Below are 17,455 nucleotides of genomic sequence, written 5' to 3' on the forward strand. Positions count from 1 at the left end.
ATGCCAAAACAAAAGAAAAAACAGCCTAAAAAATAACAAAACGGATAAAAAAAGCGGAATAAAGCAATTTTATTGCCAAAGAAGCACCGAGCGGCTTGCCATTCCCCGCCGCCGCCGCTATCCTTCTCCTCCTTTCATCCATAAAAACAACAGGCCGCGCCATGACCAAAAAAAACCGCACCGACGACATCCGCATCAGCGGCATCGCCGAACTCCTCCCCCCCATCGCCCACCTTTACGAGCTGCCCGCAGGCGACGCCGCGCAGGAACTCGTCGCCGGCACCCGCCGCCAAATCGCCGACATCGTCCACGGCCGCGACAAACGCCTGCTCGCCATCATCGGCCCCTGCTCCATCCACGACCCCGCCGCCGCCCTCGAATACGCGCGAAAGCTGCTGCCGCTGAAAAAACAATACGAACAGGAGCTGCTCATCGTCATGCGCGTTTACTTTGAAAAACCGCGCACCACCGTCGGCTGGAAGGGCCTGATTAACGACCCCCATCTGGACGGCACTTTCGACATCAACTACGGCCTGCGTCAGGCGCGCCGCCTGCTGCTCGATCTCAACAATCTCGGCATGCCCGCGTCCACCGAGTTTCTCGACATGATTACGCCGCAGTATTACGCCGACCTGATTTCCTGGGGCGCTATCGGTGCGCGCACCACCGAAAGTCAGGTGCACCGCGAGCTTGCCAGCGGCCTCTCCTGCCCCGTCGGCTTCAAAAACGGCACCGACGGCAACCTCAAAATCGCCATCGACGCCATCGGCGCCGCCAGCCATCCGCACCACTTTTTGTCCGTTACCAAAGCGGGGCATTCCGCCATCGTCCACACCGCAGGCAACCCCGACTGCCACGTTATCCTGCGCGGCGGCAAAGAGCCGAACTACGAAAGCCGCTTCGTGCGGGAAGCGTCGGAGCAACTGACCAAAGCGGGCGTCACCCCCAAGCTGATGGTCGACTGCAGCCACGCCAACAGCCGCAAAGACTACACCCGCCAGATGGAAGTCGCCCGCGACGTGGCGCAGCAGCTCAAAAACGGCGAAAACGACATCATGGGCGTGATGGTTGAAAGCCACCTCGTCGAAGGCCGTCAGGACAAACCCGAAATCTACGGCCAAAGCATCACCGACGCCTGCATCGGCTGGGACACTACCGAAGAGCTGCTCGCCCTGTTGGCCGACGCCAACCGCAGCCGCGTTTGAACGGCACGGCAGCGCCAAACATAAAAAGGCCGTCTGAAAACCGTTTCTACGGACTTTCAGACGGCCTCCGACATTCGGGCAGGGCGTATCGCCCGCCGTCCGCGTCCATCCGCAGAGGCCGTCTGAAAACCCGCAAACGCATTTTCAGACGGCCTAATCCGCTAAAATACGCCCTTTCCGATTTTTCAGACGGCCTCCCATGTTTCCCAACGAATCCCCCTCCGCCCTGCTGCAAAACCTCAATCCCGAACAGCTCACCGCCGTAACCTGGCCGCCGCAATCCGCGCTCGTTTTGGCGGGCGCGGGCAGCGGCAAAACGCGGGTGCTCACCACGCGAATCGCCTGGCTTTTGCAGACCAACCAGGCCAGCGTGCACAGCATCATGGCGGTAACGTTTACCAACAAGGCCGCCAAAGAAATGCAGACGCGGCTGGGCGCGATGATTCCGGTAAACGTGCGCGCCATGTGGCTGGGCACGTTCCACGGCCTGTGCCACCGCTTTTTGCGCCTGCACCACCGCGACGCGGGTCTGCCCGCCTCGTTTCAGATTCTCGACAGCGGCGACCAGCTCTCGCTCATCAAACGCCTGCTCAAAAGCCTCAACATCGCCGAAGAAATCATCGCGCCGCGCTCATTGCAGGGCTTTATCAACGCGCAAAAAGAAAGCGGCCTGCGTGCCGACGCGCTCGAAGCGCCCGACCCGCACACGCGCCGCATGATCGAGTGCTACGCCGAATACGACAAAATATGCCAGCGCGAAGGTGTAGTCGATTTTGCCGAGCTGATGCTGCGAAGCTACGAAATGCTGGCGCGCAACGAAATCCTGCGTACGCACTACCAAAACCGTTTCAGCCATATTCTGGTTGACGAATTCCAAGACACCAACAAGCTGCAATACAAATGGCTCAAGCTGATGGCGGGCAGCCACGCCGCCGTGTTTGCCGTGGGCGACGACGACCAGAGCATCTACCGCTTTCGCGGCGCACACGTCGGCAACATGACCGCGCTGATGCAGGAATTTCACATCGACGCGCCAGTGAAACTCGAACAAAACTACCGCTCGGTGGGCAACATTCTTGCTGCCGCCAACGCCGTGATTGAAAACAACGGCGATCGTTTGGGCAAAAACCTGCGCACCGATGCCGAAGCGGGCGACAAAATCCGCTTTTTCTCCGCGCCCTCCGATTTTGACGAAGCGCAGTTTGTCGTTGAAGAAACCAAAGCCCTGCACCGCGAAGGCAAGCTGTTGCGCGAAACCGCCGTGCTCTACCGCAGCAATGCCCAATCGCGCGTGATCGAACAAGCCCTGTTCCGCAGCGGCCTGCCCTACAAAATCTACGGCGGCCTGCGCTTTTACGAGCGGCAGGAAATCAAACACGCCCTTGCCTACCTGCGTCTGGCGGTCAATCCCGACGACGACAACGCCCTGTTGCGCGTAATCAATGTACCGCCGCGCGGCATCGGCGCGCGCACGATTGAAAACATTCAGACGGCCTCTGCCGAAACCGGTGTGTCGCTGTGGCAGGCCGCCTGCGCCGCCGGTGCGAAAGCCGCCAAAGTGGCCGCCTTCGTGCGCCTGATCGAAAACCTGCGCACCCAAGTCGGCCAAATGCCGCTGGCCGAAATCATGTCCGGCATCGTGCGCGACAGCGGCCTTATCGAGTATTACCAAACGCAAAAAGGCGACCACCAAGACCGTTTGGACAACCTCGACGAACTGGTCAACGCCGCCATCGCGTTCAAGCCCGAAGAGAGCAATTTTGAAATCCTGCCCGACAACGCCGCCGCCGACCCGGCCTTTCCCGTGCTGGCCTTTTTGAGCAACGCCGCGCTCGAATCGGGCGAAAACCAGGCGGGCGAAGGCGAAGACGCGGTGCAGCTGATGACCGTGCACGCCGCCAAAGGCTTGGAATTTGACACCGTGTTCCTCACCGGCATGGAAGAAGGCCGCTTCCCCAGCGAACTCTCGCTGGCCGAGCGCGGCGGCCTCGAAGAAGAACGCCGTTTGATGTACGTTGCCATCACGCGCGCGCGCAAACGGCTGTATATCAGCATGGCGCAACAGCGGATGCTGCACGGCCAAACCCAATTCGGCGTGGTGTCGCGCTTTGTCGAAGAAATCCCGCCCCAAGTGCTGCACTTTCTCTCGCCGCCAAAAACCGCTACTTTCGCCGACGCGCCCCAAACGCGCCGCAGCGACATACGCGCCTCCGAAAGCTACCAACCGGCGCAAAGCTACGCGGGTTTCCGCATCGGCCAAAACGTGCGCCACGCCAAATTCGGCACAGGCGTGATTATCGACGCCGCCGACAAGGGCCAATCCGCCCGCCTGACCATCAATTTCGGCAAACAGGGCGTGAAAGAACTGGATACCGCGTTTGCCAAATTAGAGGCCGTCTGAAAGTAGGGCTTCAAGGCAGTGAAAACAAAAAAGGCCGTCTGAAAGCCGTTTCAGACGGCCTCGCGCCAAACCCTGCTACAATGCGCCCGCATATGCCGTCTGCAACGGCGCACGCCTTTTCAGACGGCCTTCCGTTTCCCAACCGACACAAAGGAGCACATCATGAGCCTCATCATCGAAGACATCGAAACCGGCAGCGGCACCGAAGCCGAAAAAGGCCGCCGCATCAGCGTCCACTACACCGGCCGCCTCGCCGACGGCAGCAAATTCGATTCCAGCCTCGACCGCGGCCAGCCCTTCGAGTTCAAACTCGGCGCAGGTCAGGTTATCCGCGGCTGGGATGAAGGCTTCGCCGGCATGAAGGAAGGCGGAAAACGCAAGCTCACCATCCCGCCCGAAATGGGCTACGGCGCTCGCGGCGCGGGTGGCGTGATTCCGCCGAACGCCACGCTGGTATTCGAAGTAGAGCTGTTGAAAGTACACTGAAGCCGTCCGAACAGGCGGCAGCCGCATTTTCCGAACAGAAAAAGGAACGACACAATGACCATCGACACACAAGCCGTATTGGATTTCTGGTTTTCCGAAGAAAGCCGCCCCTACTGGTTTGCCGAAAGCAAAGAATTCGACGAAAAAATCCGCCTCCTCTTCTTCCCCCTGTGGCGGCAGGCGGCGGCGGGCGAACTTTCGGGCTGGCGCAAAACCATGCAGGGCAGGCTGGCCGAAATCATCATTCTCGACCAGTTTTCGCGCAACCTCTTCCGCAACAGCCCGCAGGCTTTCGCGCAGGACTTGGCCGCGCTGTGCCTGGCGCAGGAAGCCATCACCCGCCCCGGCTTCGCCTCGATGACGCCCGACGAGCGCCAGTTTGTCATCATGCCCTTCATGCACAGCGAAAGCCCCGAAGTGCACGCCCATGCCGTCGGCGTCTTCAAACAATACGCCCCCGGCAACCCGCTGGATTTCGAACTCAAACACCAGCTCGTCATCAGCCGCTTCGGCCGCTATCCGCACCGCAACGCCGTGCTGGGACGCGAAAGCACGCCCGACGAAATCGCCTTTCTCGAAGGCCGACGCGGCTTTTAAACACGGCGGCACAACTGATAAAACGGACGGATTCGGGTAGAATCCGCCCGTTTTTTTCTTTTCAGACGGCCTCCAACCATGTATTCCCTGCTCCGCCCCCTCGTGTTCGCCCTCGATCCCGAAAAAGCCCACCACCTCGCCCTCAACGCCCTGAAAACCGCCGCCTGCTGCGGCCTGCTGCCCGCCGTGGAGCGCGACACGCGCCCGACGCCGCTGATGGGCATGACCCTGCCCAACCCCGTCGGCCTCGCCGCCGGCCTCGACAAAAACGGCGCCTACACCGACGCCCTTTTCGCGCTGGGCTTCGGCTTCGTCGAAGTCGGCACCGTCACCCCCCTACCCCAGCGCGGCAACCCGCAGCCGCGCCTGTTCCGCGTGCCCGAACAGCGCGCCATCGTCAACCGCATGGGCTTCAACAACGAAGGCATCGACGCGATGATACGCCACCTGGAAAAAAGCCGCCGCCGCGGCATCCTCGGCATCAACATCGGCAAAAACGCCGTCACACCGATGGAAAACGCGGCCGACGACTATTTGATCTGCCTCGAAAAAGCCTACGCCCACGCCGACTACATCACCGTCAATATCTCCTCGCCCAACACCAAAAACCTGCGCGAGCTGCAAGGCGGAGACGAACTCACCGCCCTGCTCGCCGCCCTGAAAGACAAACAGGCACACCTCTCTGCCGCGCACGGAAAATACGTCCCCCTCGCCGTCAAAATCGCGCCCGATTTGGACGAAGCGCAGATTGCCGACATCGCCCGCGTCGTCAAAGCAGTGGAAATGGACGGCATCATTGCCACCAACACCACCATCGACAAAACCGCCCTCGGCAGCCACCCTCTTGCCGCCGAAGCGGGCGGCCTCTCGGGCGAACCAGTGCGCGAAAAAAGCAACCGCGTCCTGCAGCTTCTGGCGCAGCATATCGACGGCAAACTCCCCATAATCGGCGTGGGCGGCATCATGAGCGGCAGCGACGCCGCCGAAAAACTCCGCCTCGGCGCCACGGCTGTACAGCTGTACAGCGGCATGGTCTACCGGGGCACGGAGCTGGTGCGCGAGTGCATCGAAGCCTGCCGCTGAGCGGAAAAAACACAGAGGCCGTCTGAAATCCGCCGTCGGTTTTTTCAGACGGCCTTCTTGTATGGCCGGAACGGCGGCGGGCGGCAGGTGCAAACGCGGAAAACACACAAGGCCGTCTGAAAGCGCTACGGGCTTTCAGACGGCCTAGGGCGTGTTGACATTCGGCTTTTGAAGCGGATTTTTCGTCAGAAAATGGCAGATGCAAGGCAAAAATGCGAGCCTATGCCGTCCATAGGCGAGTATTTTTAACGCGGCAGATGCCGTTTTATGGCGGAAAAGCCTCCAAAACGCTGATTGTCAACACGCCCTAGTATTTCAGACGGCCTTTTGTCAGTCGAAGCGGACGACGTATTTGATTTCGCCGCCCGAAGACACCGAGCCGACGCGGACGATGGCCTGGATGCTGCGCGTGAGCTGGTAGACGAGTTTGACCGTCTGGCTGGCGCTGTTGAGGCCGAACTCGTAGCCCAGATACAGCTCGCTTGTCAGCTGCTTGCCGACGGTGAGCACCTGCTCGGCGGGGTTGAGTTCGCCCGTCTGCGCGTTGCGGCTGCGCTGGCTGGTCATGCCGAAGTCGTCGACCAGGCCGATGCGGTCGTTGAGTTTGCCCGCGAGGAAGGCGCTGGCGGCGGTAGAGAGGGCGGCATTGTCGCCGTCGCTGCCGCTGCTGGCGCGGTTGAGGATGAGCCAGGAGAGCTTGTCTTTTTCGCTCATCGGCTCGTTGGCGACGAGGGTGACGCGCGGGTTGTCGAGGCTGCCGACCGCTTCCACGCCCGCACCCACGGGCGAGAGGTTGCGCACGGCGCGGATGTTGAGGTTGGGGCTGGACAAGGGGCCGACAAAGGATACCGTGCCTTTGGTGATGTTCAAATCCTGGCCGTAGGCTTTGTATTTGCCTTTGACGACTTTAATCGTGCCGACACCCTGCACGTCCTGCTTGGGCTTGGCGGTGAGGTTGAGCTGGCCGCCGAGGGTGACGTCCACGCCTTCGCCTTTGAAATAGACCTTGTCGTTGAGATCGAGGGTCACGTCCATGCTGATGGGCACGGCGGCGGAGGGTTCTTTTTTCGCTTCGCCTATCACTTCCACGTCGTCGTCCAGCGTCGGCATACCCGATTTCTGCATGCCGAAGCGGCCTTCGTCCACTTTCAGACGGCCTGTGAGGGTGATGCCGTTTTTCTCGGTGTAGAGCAGCCGGGTGTCGCCGCTGACGGCGAGGCGGCGGCGCGGTTTGTCGAGGATTTCATATTTGTCGAACACGGCCGAGGCATCGACGACGGGGATGCCGCCGCCCCAGCCGACGCTGCCCGCAAGGGCGACGCTGCCGCTGCCGCGTTGGAATTTGAGCGTCTGTATCTGCCATTCGCGGCCGACGAAGCGCGAACGCAGGCTGCCGTTGTCGAGGATAACGCCGAGGTCGCGGTTGATGTAGTAAAGACCGCTGCCCTCGAGCGTGCCGTCCAGCTGCGGGTCGCCGACGCGGCCGCCGACGGTGGCCGCCGACGCCAGTCTGCCTTTCACGCTTTGGCCGACGGGCATCAGGTTTTTCAGCGCGGCCAGGTCGGGGATGTCGAGTTTGACGCTGCCGGACACGGGCGCGAGCAGGATGGAGCTGCCGAACTGCTGGCTGATGCCGACGCTGCCGGAGAGTTCGCCGTAGCGGGTTTTGCCGGAGATTTGGTTGTCGATGCGGCCGTTTTGCAGGCGGGTTTGCAAAACGAGGCCGGTCAGGCCGAGCGCCTGTTTGCGGTAGGCGATGATGATGTCGCCCGACTGCTGGCGCACGTTGAGGAAGCCGCGCGCGTCGCGGCTGTAGGCCAGATCCCAGTCGGCGGCGAGGATGAGGTTGTGTTCGACGGGCGGCTTGAAGAAGCTGTGCAGCTCGGCGACGTTGAGGTTGGCGGCGCTGCCTTTGCTGGTGAGGCCGTTTTGTTTGTCCCACACAAAGCGTTCCATGTTCAGACGGCCGCCCATCGCCGCCCACTGCGCCGCGCCCAGCACCACGCGCTGCGCGCCCGCTTCGAGGGCGAGGCGGTTTTGCAGTTTGAGGTTGAAGCCGCCCGACAGATCGAGCCTGCCCAGCGTGCCTTTCCAAACGTTGTCTTTGTTCAGGCCGCCGTCGGCTTCGAGGTCGAGTTTGTAGTGTTTGCCGCCCATCGCCATGCTGCCGTCGGCGCGCACGCTGTGGCGCAGGCCGGTGCCGGCGACGGCGGCGTTGACGGTGTCGATGCGCGTGCCGTCTTTGCCGCCCGCCACGATGTCGCGGCCGCGCACTTGGAGGTTGAGCGGCAGGCTGTAATCGGGCGAGGCGGCGGCTTTGAAGTCGAGTTCGCGCACCGACAGTGCGTTTTGCACGCGCAAGCCGCGCACGCTGCCCGTGAGGTCGGCGGCGAGTTTTTTCGGGTCGCCCGCGATGTAGCCTTTGGCATTGAGGGCGCCGCCGAGGCCGAAGCCGAATTTGTCGAGTTCGGGGGCGGCAAGGTCGAGGTTGAGGCGGTCGCCCGCTTTGCCGAAGCTGCCGTCGGCTTTGAGGCGGTTGCGGCCGAGAATGATGTCGGCTTTGGCGCGGCTGAGGTGCTGTTTTTCATACTGCACGTCGGCGCTGCCGGAGAGGACGGCGCCGGAGAGGGTGCTGTTGCCGAATTTCATTTTGCCGTTCAAAACGAGGTCGGCCAATTCGCCGCTCAGGGAGATGCCGCCGTTGACGCTGCCTGCGGGCAGGTCGGGATGGAGTTTGGCGGGGTTGAAGCGTTCGGAGGCGATTTCGGCGGACAGCAGGCGGCGGTTGAAGAGTTCGAGTTTGCCGCGCGCGTCGAGCGAGCCGCCGCCGTCGGGGCGCACGGAGGCGGAGACGATTTCGAGGGTGCGCTGGCCGAGTTTGGCGTCGGCGGCGATTTTCAGACGGCCTTCGCTTTTGGCGCGGCGCGAGGCGATGTCCCACACGGCTTCGGGTTCGCGGTAGCTGCCGCGCAGGCCGATTGTGCCGTTGAAGGTGTCGTCGTAGGCCGTCTGAACGAGGTCGGCGGCGGTGATGTCTTTGAGTGCCGCCTCGAGGGCGAAGGTGTTGCGGCCGGTGTCGGTTTCGCCGCCGAACACCAGCCGTCCGCCGCCGAGCAGGGCGGCTTCGACGCCGTAGAGTTTGAGTACGCCGTCGCTGCCGACGGTGAAGTCGCCCAGCAGGCTGCGGACGGGGATGCCGTTTTGGTCGGCGGGGGCGGCGGCGCGGTTGGCCAGGTCGATCGAGCCTTCGAGCGCCAGTCCGCGCTGTGCGGAGGGGACGATGGTGGCGTCGAAGTCGAAGTCGGCTTCGGGCGCGCCTTCGGCGAAGACGGCGGGGTCGATGCCGCTGCCTTTAATCAGGACGTGGTCGATTTGTTTGTCGAGGCGGTTTTCAAACAGGCTGACGAGGGCGTCGGCGTTCAGTTTGATGTCGCCGCTGGCGAGGCGGGCGGTGAGGGCGGTTTGTTTGAGGTCGCCCGCCAGTTTGAGCTGTGTTTCGCTGACGATGTCGTCGAGCACGGCCATGCCGCCGAAGCTGCCTTTGAGGGCGAAGGGGGAGGCCGTCTGAATTTCCAGCGTGCCGTCGTTGCCGCTCCACGGGGTGACGAGGCGGGAGACGGTGAGTTTGTGGCTGCGGCGGTTGTAGGCGTAAGCGGCGTCGATGCGGGTGACGAAGACGGTGCGGGCTTTGCCGCTGCTGATGCTGCCGACGGCGAGTTTGTCAATCTGCACGGCCAGCGGCAGGTCTATGCTTTCGGGCAGTTTGGCGGGCGGGCTGTCTTTGGGCGGCGTGGGTTTGCTTTGGATGTGGATGTCGCCCGCGTCTATCTTTTCGATGTGCAGGAGGCCGTCTGAAAAGATTTGCCGGGGCCGCCATTGGAAGGCGAGGCGGCTGATTTCGATGTCGGCGGAGGGCGTCCGCACCGTCCAGCCGTCGCCTTCGAAGCCGTGCCACAGCGTGCCTTTGAGGGTTTTGCTGCCGATATGCACGCCGCCCAGTTCGGGCAGGCGGTAGAGGGCGGCGCGCAGGCCGGATTCGGTGGCGGCGAGCCAGTAGAGCGCGCCCGCCAGCGTCAGAACGAGGATGAGGAGGAGCCACAGCAGGGCTTTGATAAGGCGGCGCGGCAGGCTTTTTTTCGGCTTTTTCGGGTTTTCAGACGGCCTTTTGCCGTTTGCGCCGCCTTCGTTTTCAGACGGCACGGGGGTGAGGTTTTCGTTTTTTTCAGACGGCCTTTCGGCAGCGTTGTCGTGTGTCGCGGTCATTTAGAAACGGGTTCCCAAGCTGATGTGCCAGCGGATTTTTTTGTCCTGGTGGCCGTAGGCGATGTCGAAGGAGAAGGGGGCGACGGGGCTGAACCAGCGCACGCCGATGCCCGTGCCGTGTTTGAGTTTCATGTCTTGGAAGCTGTGCGCCGCGTCGCCCATGTCGTGGAACAGGGCGGCGGAGAAGCTTTTGTTGATGGGGAACTGGTATTCGGCGCTGGCAACGGCGAGGGCGCGGGCGGGCAGGACGGAGCCGGAGGGGCCGGCCAGGCCGATGCTGTCGAGTTCGTAGCCGCGCACGGAGGTGGCGCCGCCGGTGCGGAAACGCAGCACGGCGGGAGTGTCGCTGCTGTCGCTGGCGTTGACGAAGCCGATTTGGCCGCGGGCGACGAAGGTGCCGATTTTTTTGTTCTCGGGTGTGAAGTAGTAGCCCGCCCGCGCGGCGATGCGCTGCATGGCCGAGGAGGACATCAGGCTGCCGAGGGTGGTGCCGCCTTTGATGTCGAGGAAGTAGCCGTTTTCGGGTCGCAGCAGGGTTTCGATGCTCTGTTTTTTCCACGAGGCGGTGAGCATGGTGGCGAAGGAGCGGCCGAGGTTGATTTTGGCGTCGGGAATTTTCGATTTGTCTTCGACATACTCGATGCCCAGCCGCGATTCGATGCCGTTGCGGTCGCGCACGCGCCACAGACCGGCGGTGAGGGTTTCGGTTTCGAGTTTCTGCGTGGTTTTGCGGTTGAAGGAGAGCGAGCCTGTCCAGTAGTGGCCGTTGCTGCTGCGCGGCTGGCTGACGCCGGCGGCCACGGTCTGCTCGTATTTGTCGCCGTTGAGCACCAGCGATCCGGTGTAGCCGCGGCCGAAGAGGTTATAGTGGTCGTAGCCGAACGAGCCGCCCAAGCCGTATTCGGAATCGAAACGCACGCCCAGTTCCAGCTTCTGCCGCTTCATTTCCGACACGGCCACTTTCACCGGCACGCGGTCGCCGCTGAGCCTGTCGAAATCGGCCTGCACCGACGCGCCCGAATAGTGGCTGTCCTGTTCGAGCGCCTGCTGGTAGTCGAGCAGCTTGTCCAAATCGTAGGGCGAACCGGGGGCAAACTGCGCCAGCCCGCGCACCACGCTTTCGGGATAGCGCTTGGTGCCGCTGATTTCCAAATCGCCGAAGTAAACCGGTTTGCCGCTTTCCACCGCCACCGACAAATCGGCGCTGCGTTTGGCCGGGTCGACCAAAGCGCGGGTGGAGGAAAATTCCGCCAGCGGGTATTTCTTGCGCCGCACGGCCGATAACACCGAGGTTTTGCTGCTGCTCCAATCGTCCTGGTTGAAGACGCTGCCCACCGGCAGCGCCCAGTTTTCCAAAGCCGAACGGTAATACGCGCCGAGGTTTTCGTCTTGCAGCACATCGCCGAGAATGGCAACGCTGACATTGCCCGTCGTCGTCTGCGCCCCGCTCTCCACCTTCACCAGATAGCCCGCGCCCTGCCGCGACACCGTCACCCGCGCGTTGAAATAACCCTTGGTTTTCAGCATCATCAGCACCTGCTCGGGCGCTTCCTCGGCGAGAAACTCCATCTGCTCTTCGTCAAGCACTTCCTCCTGCTGCTGCGTAATCAGCGGCAGGTGCGTTTCAATCATCTCCTTCACATCGGCGGGCGCGGCCTCCACTGTCACGGGAAACTTCGGTTTCAGCGCCGCCGCACCGTCTTCTGTTTTTTTGTTCAAACCGAGACGGTTTTTCACCCGTTGGGCAAACGAAGGCTTCTGCTCCGCCGCGTTTTCAGACGGCCTCTCCTGCTTTGCGGCATCGGAGAGGCCGTCTGAAAACGCGGCGGCAGGCAGGCCGAGCGCGAACAAAAAAACAAAGGCGGCGGATGGGCGGTTCATGGCGGGAAACGGCAGACGGTACGGGTTGGCAAAAGAGCGCGGATTGTAACACCGTTTCATTTTGCCAGACACGCGGCCGCCGACGGGCGGAAGAGCGTGCCGCCGCAACGGCGCAGAGGCCGTCTGAAACACCGTTCCGACGGCATTTGAACAGGGCGCTGCGCTTTCAGACGGCCTCTGCCGATGCCGATATAATGCCGCCCTTCCCCGCGCAAACAGGAAACCCGACATGACCGCACCCCTCATTTATCTCGCCTCCGGCAGCCCGCGCCGCCGCGAAATCCTCGAAAACCTCGGCTTTGCCGTCGAACGCGCCGCCACCGACATCGACGAAACGCCCCGTCCGCACGAAGACCCCGCCGCCTACGTCGTCCGCATGGCGCGCGAAAAAAACGCCGCCGCCCTTGCCGTACGGCGCTCGGCGGGCAAAGCGCCGAGTGCCGCCCCCGTGCTCAGTGCCGACACCGCCGTCGTCCTCGACGGGCAAATCCTCGGCAAACCCGAATCGCCCGACCACGCCCGCACCATGCTCGCCGCCCTCTCCGGCCGCGAACACCAAGTCCTCACCGCCGTCTGCCTGTTTTCAGACGGCCTCACATCCTGCGCCCTGCACACCGCCACCGTCGCCTTTGCCGAAATCGACGACGCGCAAATCGACGCCTACGTCGCAAGCGGCGAACCGCTCGATAAGGCGGGCGCCTACGGCATACAGGGCATAGGCGGCGTTTTCGTGCGCAGCCTCAACGGCAGCCACAGCGGCGTGATGGGTCTGCCCGTTTACGAAACCTGCGCCCTGCTGCGCCAGGCGGGCTGCCCCGTGCCGCCGTTTGCCACATAGCACAGAGGCCGTCTGAAAGCCGCAAGGCTTATGCGCCCGTGCCGAAAAAAGGCCGTCTGAAAACAGGATTTCAGACGGCCTTTCTGCCCGCACGCTTTCCCGAAACACACCAAGCCGCTGCCGCAACACACGAGCGGATTGAGGCCGTCTGAAAAGATTCCGCCGGGCGTTTCAGACGGCCTCTCCTGCTATAATCCGCCCCTTTTCCAACCCCGCTCCCGCCGCCATGCAGCCCGATTTTTCCCGCCCCGTCCTCGCCATCGACACCTCCACCTCCGTCCTCTCCCTCGCCCTCTTCGCGCACGGCCGCCTGTTTGCCTGCCACGAAGAAGCGGGCAACCGCCAGTCGGCGCTGGTTCTGCCGCAGATCGGGCGGCTGTTTGGCGAAGCGGGCGTGTCTGCCGCCGATCTGTCGTGCATTGTCTACGCGCAGGGGCCGGGGGCGTTTACGGGACTGCGTATCGGCCTGGGCGTGGCGCAGGGCTTGGCCGCGCCCTTCGGCCTGCCGCTGGTGGGCGTGCCCTGTTTGGACGCGGCGGCTTATCTGGTGCGCGGGCGCGGCGTGCTGGCGGCGGCGGACGCGCGGATGGGCGAGGTGTTTTACGCGTGGTTTGACACGGAAAACCGCCGCCGCCTCAGCCCCTATCAGGTCGGACGCGCGGCGGACATCGTGCCGCCCGAGGGCGTATCGTTCACGCACGGCATCGGCAACGCCTTCGCGCTGGCCGATCCGCCGCCCTTTGCCGGTTCGCCCGCGATGCCGACGGCGGCAGACTATCTGCGTCTGGCGCAGACGGGCGCATATGCGGCGGGCGACGCCGCCGACGCTTCGCTGCTCTATGTGCGCGACAAAATCGCCCTCACCGCCGCCGAGCAGGCGGCACGCAAAGCGGCGGGCGGCGCATGAACATCCGCCCTGCCCTGACAAGCGACTGCGCCGCGCTGGCCGCCGTCGACCGCGCCTGCAACCCCTCGCCGTGGTCGGAAAACCAGTTTCAGACGGCCTTAAACCAAGCCTGCGGTACCGTGCTGCTTGCGGAAGCCGACGGTGCGCCCGCCGCCTTTATCGTCTGGCAGACCGTGGCGGGCGAATCGGAGCTGCACCTGATTGCCACCGCGCCCGCCACGCGCCGCCAAGGCTATGCCGACGCGCTGCTGCGCCGCTGGTTGGCCGACTGCGCCGCCAACGGCGTGACCCGCCTGCTGCTGGAAGTGCGCGAATCGAACGCTGCCGCGCAGGCGCTCTACCGCAAACACGGCTTTTCCGACGCGGCGCGGCGGCGCGGCTATTATTCCCTGCCCGACGGCGCGCGCGAAGACGCGCTGATTATGGAGAAAATATGTTAAGCAGCCGCTACCTCCACCTGCACGAAGCACTCGATCTGGGCCCGATGTGGCTGAAACGGGGCGCGAAACTCGTGGCCGCCGACGCGGAAAACAAAGGGCAAACCGCCGTTCAGACGGCCTCCGTGCCGCAAACCGCCGCAACAGAACGGCCGTCTGAAAACACCGCGCCGACGTCAGCCGCGCCCGTTGCCGCGCCCGACCCAACCCGCAACGCCGCCGTTCAGACGGCCGCGGCAAAAAGGCCGTCTGAAAACATCAGGCCGTCTGAGAACGCCCGCGCCGCCGCCATGGCCGCCGTCGGCAGCAGCATAGGCGGCTACTACAAATCGCAGGAGCGCGCCGCGCAACTGGCCGCGCCGCCCGAACGCCGCGCCGCCGAAACCGCCGCGCCCGTCTTCCGCAGCGTGGCCGAACACAAAGCCGCCCTTGCCGCCAGCGTCGCCCCCGCCCGCGTGATGGCCGTGTCCGTCTGCCCCGCGCCGGAAGACATCGCCGCCGGACGCCTGTTCGGCGGCGCGGCGGGCGTGCTGCTGGGCAATATGTTTGCCGCCATCGGCCTGGCCGACGCCGACGTGCGCCGCACCAGCTGGCTGGAAAACAGCGAATTTTCCCCGAGCGCCGCACAAATCGAAGCCGCCGCCACCCGCGTGCAGGCCGAACGCGAGTTGTGCGGCGCATCCGCCGTGCTGCTGCTCGGCCGCTTCGACCACCCCGCCCACACCGCCGCCCTGCCGCAGGTATTCGCGGGCATCCCCGTGTTCGCCGTCCCCCACCCCGCCCGCCTGCTGCGCCAACCCGAACTGAAAGCCGCCGCCTGGCAGGAACTCAAACGCCTGCGGCAGTTTTTGCACAGCGCTGCGTAGGCTGTTTTCCAACCCGTGCAGAGAACGGCGTTTTGCCGCTTCCGTTTGGAGCATACGATGAATAAAAACAACCGCCGCCGCGAGAAAAAAAACCGCCGCCAACGAAGTCAGGCGGGCGTTTTACGCCGTTTGGGATTCGGACATCGTCAACACCGTGCCCAACCGCGAACTGATGCGGCTGTGGCGTGATTTTGTCGCCGCCGAAATCCTGCCGCTGGCCGAATCCGACGGCGCGGCGGAAGACCCGGCCTGCGCCGCCGCCTTTGCAGACGGCCTGATTACCGCGCACCGGCTGCGCGTCCGCGCCCGTATTTCATGGTGCGGCAGCGAGAGCGGCGGAGAGGGACGCGAACACGGCATACGGCGCATCAGCCGTTTTTTCCTAAGCCCCGATACGACAACCGAACCCGTCTCCGCCTGCCGGGCGACATCGGCGAAGACCTGATGCTGCTGTTGCAGGAAATGCACGATATCGACAGCGGCCTGTGCGCCAAGTTCGCCGATTTTTTATGCGCGGCGGCAGGCACAAAAAACGCCCCGCCCGAACCGGACAGAAAATGATGCTGCCGCAACGGCAAAGGCCGTCTGAACGCCCAACCCGCTTTCAGACGGCCTTTCGTTTGAATGCGGCACGCCCTGCAAAACGGAGGCCGTCTGAAAATGCGGGCTGTACGTTTTGCCCATGCAAAAGGCCGTCCCTGCCTGTTCGGACAGAGACGGCCTTTTCGCTTTTTCCCGTTTAAAACGAGGCATGGCGCAGCAGATATTTCAGCCACGGCATCAGCAGCGCCGCCATCAGACCCGCCGCCGCACCGCAAGCCGCGCCGTGCACGCCTGCCGTTGCCAGACCTGCCAGTGCGCCGCCCGCGATGCCGAACAGCAGCCGTCCGCTGCGGCCAAAGAGCGGTTCGCCGCCTGCGTCTTCGGCGTCTTCTTCGATGAAATAAAGGACGAACAGCGTCGCCAAAGCCGCCGTTTGTGCGAAAAACAAGCGCAACGTCTTCGCAGCAAGCAGCGTGGCGGAGAGGCCGCTTGAAAAGCCGTTTTCCATGACGGCGCGCACAATTTCTGCCATCAGGGAAAACAGCGGCACGAGTGCGGCAAACGCCGTGACCATGCCGAGGGCAAAGAGTTTTTCCACCGGCTTTTCCGACGGTTTCGCCCGCTGCGGCGGCACGGCGGCAGGCCGCGCGGCGCGGGTTTGGCGTTTTTTCGTTTTGCGTTTGTTCACGGGCTGTTTCCGCTGGTTGAGGCCGTCTGAAAGTGCGTTCAGACGGCCTCTGTCCGCCGCAGCACCCATTTGATATCGCCGTCGAGGATGTCGGCGGACACGGTGTGCCAGTGCGCGCGGGCGGCGAGGGCGGCGGGGTTTTCGGGCAGCTCGAACAGGCCGCGCGCCGCCGTGCCGAGGATTTTCGGCGCTTGGTAGAGGACGATTTCGTCAACCAAATCCGCCCGCAGCAGCGCGCCCGCCAGCGTCGCGCCCGCTTCGGCCAGCACTTCGCCCATGCCTTGTTCCGCCAGCGCGGCGAGGGCGGCGTTCAGGTCGATAAGGCCGTTTGAAAGCAGCGGCACGGTGCGGAGGGAAACGTGCGGAAAACGGGCGAAGGCGGCGTGTTTGGCGGGGTCGGTTTCGCCGGTGAGGATGATAACGGGGGCGGAGGGGTCGGCCAGCAGCTTGGCGCTTGGCGGCAGGCGCAGGCGGCTGTCGAGGACGACGCGCTCGGGCGGGCGCACGGTGGGGAAGGCGCGGACGGTGAGCAGCGGGTCGTCGGCGAGCACGGTGCCGATGCCGGTGAGCACGGCGCAGCTTTCGGCGCGCAGTATCTGCACGTCGGCGCGGGCGGCGGCGTTGGTAATCCATTGGCTGCGGCCGTCTGAAAGGGCGGTTTTGCCGTCGAGCGAGGCGGCGCATTTGAGGCGGACGAAGGGGCGGCCGCGTTCGATGCGCGACAGGAAGCCGCGGTTGAGTTCGCGGGCTTCGGTTTCGAGCAGGCCGCATTCGGTGCGGATGCCCGCCGCCGCCAAGAGGGCGAGGCCGCGTCCGGCCACCTGCGGGTTGGGGTCGGACATGGCGGCGACGACGCGCGACACGCCCGCCGCAACGAGGGCTTCGGCGCAGGGCGGGGTGCGGCCGTGGTGGCTGCACGGTTCGAGGGTGACGTAGGCCGTTGCGCCGCGTGCGAGTTCCCCCGCCTGACGCAGGGCGTGCACTTCGGCATGGGGTTCGCCCGCGCGGACGTGGAAGCCCTGTCCGACAATCTGCCCGCCGCGTGCGATAACGCAGCCGACGCGGGGATTGGGGCTGGTGGAAAAACGGCCTTCGCGGGCAAGGGCGAGGGCGGCCTGCATATGGCGGCGGTCGGTGTCGGTGAAGGTTGGCTCTTGGGGGGAGGGCATTTCAGACGGCCTTTCGGAACGGAAAACGGGGGCGGATTATAGCGGCGCCCGGATGGGGCGGAAAACGGTTGAGGCCGTCTGAAAGCGTGGT

14 protein-coding genes are annotated in these 17,455 nt (G+C 63.9%); 10 read left to right on the forward strand and 4 right to left on the reverse strand.

What is annotated here, in order from left to right; all coding sequences use genetic code 11:
• The first annotated feature begins 161 nt into the window (after positions 1 to 161).
• The 5 genes from aroG (at position 162) to CGZ77_RS05315 (ending at position 5,772) form a co-directional block, all read left to right on the forward strand.
• The gene (gene aroG, locus CGZ77_RS05295; protein WP_009427586.1) at positions 162 to 1,205 is read left to right on the forward strand and encodes a 3-deoxy-7-phosphoheptulonate synthase AroG; all 1,044 of its coding nucleotides are present in this window, start codon (positions 162 to 164) and stop codon (positions 1,203 to 1,205) included.
• A gap of 199 nt (positions 1,206 to 1,404) precedes the next feature.
• On the forward strand, positions 1,405 to 3,606 hold the full coding sequence (locus CGZ77_RS05300; RefSeq protein ID WP_009427583.1) for a UvrD-helicase domain-containing protein: 2,202 nt from the start codon (positions 1,405 to 1,407) through the stop codon (positions 3,604 to 3,606).
• Positions 3,607 to 3,768: 162 nt separating this feature from the next.
• Positions 3,769 to 4,092, forward strand: a complete 324-nt coding sequence (locus CGZ77_RS05305) for an FKBP-type peptidyl-prolyl cis-trans isomerase (RefSeq protein WP_009427582.1) — start codon at positions 3,769 to 3,771, stop codon at positions 4,090 to 4,092.
• Positions 4,093 to 4,146: 54 nt separating this feature from the next.
• Positions 4,147 to 4,689: a DUF924 family protein gene (locus CGZ77_RS05310; RefSeq protein ID WP_009427581.1), complete on the forward strand. Its 543-nt coding sequence runs from the start codon at positions 4,147 to 4,149 to the stop codon at positions 4,687 to 4,689.
• A gap of 78 nt (positions 4,690 to 4,767) precedes the next feature.
• Positions 4,768 to 5,772, forward strand: coding sequence for a quinone-dependent dihydroorotate dehydrogenase (locus tag CGZ77_RS05315; RefSeq protein ID WP_036496881.1), 1,005 nt, complete (start codon positions 4,768 to 4,770; stop codon positions 5,770 to 5,772).
• A 330-nt stretch (positions 5,773 to 6,102) separates the two neighbouring features.
• Here CGZ77_RS05315 and CGZ77_RS05320 read toward each other — a convergent pair whose 3' ends face one another.
• Positions 6,103 to 10,035, reverse strand: a complete 3,933-nt coding sequence (locus CGZ77_RS05320) for a translocation/assembly module TamB domain-containing protein (RefSeq protein WP_009427579.1) — start codon at positions 10,033 to 10,035, stop codon at positions 6,103 to 6,105.
• Complete coding sequence (locus CGZ77_RS05325; RefSeq protein ID WP_036496888.1) at positions 10,036 to 11,976, reverse strand: autotransporter assembly complex family protein; 1,941 nt, start codon at positions 11,974 to 11,976, stop codon at positions 10,036 to 10,038.
• Between the two features lie 169 nt (positions 11,977 to 12,145).
• On the opposite strand from CGZ77_RS05325, the gene CGZ77_RS05330 reads away from it, so the two are divergent.
• The 5 genes from CGZ77_RS05330 (at position 12,146) to CGZ77_RS05350 (ending at position 15,409) form a co-directional block, all read left to right on the forward strand.
• Positions 12,146 to 12,754: a nucleoside triphosphate pyrophosphatase gene (locus CGZ77_RS05330; protein ID WP_009427577.1), complete on the forward strand. Its 609-nt coding sequence runs from the start codon at positions 12,146 to 12,148 to the stop codon at positions 12,752 to 12,754.
• Positions 12,755 to 12,980: 226 nt separating this feature from the next.
• The gene (tsaB, locus tag CGZ77_RS05335; RefSeq protein ID WP_009427576.1) at positions 12,981 to 13,661 is read left to right on the forward strand and encodes a tRNA (adenosine(37)-N6)-threonylcarbamoyltransferase complex dimerization subunit type 1 TsaB; all 681 of its coding nucleotides are present in this window, start codon (positions 12,981 to 12,983) and stop codon (positions 13,659 to 13,661) included.
• The gene (rimI, locus tag CGZ77_RS05340) at positions 13,658 to 14,101 is read left to right on the forward strand and encodes a ribosomal protein S18-alanine N-acetyltransferase (RefSeq protein WP_009427575.1); all 444 of its coding nucleotides are present in this window, start codon (positions 13,658 to 13,660) and stop codon (positions 14,099 to 14,101) included. The genes tsaB and rimI overlap by 4 nt, the downstream gene beginning before the upstream one ends.
• The gene (locus CGZ77_RS12765; RefSeq protein ID WP_009427574.1) at positions 14,095 to 14,964 is read left to right on the forward strand and encodes a uracil-DNA glycosylase family protein; all 870 of its coding nucleotides are present in this window, start codon (positions 14,095 to 14,097) and stop codon (positions 14,962 to 14,964) included. The genes rimI and CGZ77_RS12765 overlap by 7 nt, the downstream gene beginning before the upstream one ends.
• 154 nt (positions 14,965 to 15,118) lie before the next feature.
• A complete protein-coding gene (locus tag CGZ77_RS05350) occupies positions 15,119 to 15,409 on the forward strand; it encodes a hypothetical protein (protein ID WP_062546276.1) in 291 nt (96 codons plus the stop codon).
• A 294-nt stretch (positions 15,410 to 15,703) separates the two neighbouring features.
• Here the strand turns inward: CGZ77_RS05350 and CGZ77_RS05355 are convergent, their stop codons facing one another.
• Positions 15,704 to 16,264: a hypothetical protein gene (locus CGZ77_RS05355; protein ID WP_009427570.1), complete on the reverse strand. Its 561-nt coding sequence runs from the start codon at positions 16,262 to 16,264 to the stop codon at positions 15,704 to 15,706.
• On the reverse strand, positions 16,234 to 17,364 hold the full coding sequence (gene ribD / locus CGZ77_RS05360; RefSeq protein WP_051040495.1) for a bifunctional diaminohydroxyphosphoribosylaminopyrimidine deaminase/5-amino-6-(5-phosphoribosylamino)uracil reductase RibD: 1,131 nt from the start codon (positions 17,362 to 17,364) through the stop codon (positions 16,234 to 16,236). The genes CGZ77_RS05355 and ribD overlap by 31 nt, the downstream gene beginning before the upstream one ends.
• Positions 17,365 to 17,455: the final 91 nt, after the last annotated feature.

Source organism: Neisseria sp. KEM232 (genome assembly GCF_002237445.1).
GTDB lineage: Bacteria > Pseudomonadota > Gammaproteobacteria > Burkholderiales > Neisseriaceae > Neisseria.